1 pseudogene is annotated in these 760 nt (G+C 30.1%); it reads right to left on the reverse strand.

The window, feature by feature from the left end:
• Positions 1-760 (reverse strand): annotated as a pseudogene (locus NK213_RS20340) (hypothetical protein); the annotation flags it as partial.

A 760-nucleotide genomic window follows, 5' to 3' on the forward strand; every position in this document is an offset into this window, starting at 1 on the left:
TCATCATACATGGCTTTTATGTCATCAATAGTATTAAATCCACTAAAGTCTATATTTATTCCATTTTTTACATATTTTAGCTGTTCTGCGAGTTTTATATTGAAATCTTCCAGTACCTTTTTATTTTCTGCTGTTAAAACCCCTGTTACTTCTCCGTCTTTTTTAGTAGAAGCTACTGTTATATTTGGATTCCCAAGGCTGTATTCTATCTGTTCCTTTTTCGCATAAGCATTGTCTAATAGCTTTTGCCATCTACCTATATCATTTTTATACTTTTCCTCTTGAGATGTTTTTAGACTTTCTGGTAGCCTTTCTAACTCTGTACTTAATCTATTTAAAACTTTTTGATTTTCTACTATTTCCGAATTTATGAATATTAATTCTTTTTGTAACTCTTCTGTGCTCTTATCCAGTTTTTCTATACTTTTTACCGGATTTTCCGTTTTTTCTTCTTTTGTTTCTGTTGACTGCAGTGTATTTTTCTTTAATTGTTCTATCCTTTTAGTAAGTCCGTATATGGACTTTGCTATTGTTTCTGAACTATTTTTATATACATCTGCTATTTGTTTATCTATTTCGCTCTGGTCTGTTCCTAATAGCTCGCCCATTGCCCTTATTTCTTTTATCTGATCTATTACATTATTTTGGTTTTTTTCTCTTATTAAGGCTTCTTTTTCCATTACTGATGCTAGTTTTTTATTGGTTAGACCCAATTTATCAAATGTATCTTCTATTCCTTCTAACAGCTTTATCTGTTTAT

It is taken from the genome of Sebaldella sp. S0638 (assembly GCF_024158605.1).
In the GTDB taxonomy this organism is placed as follows: Bacteria; Fusobacteriota; Fusobacteriia; order Fusobacteriales; family Leptotrichiaceae; genus Sebaldella.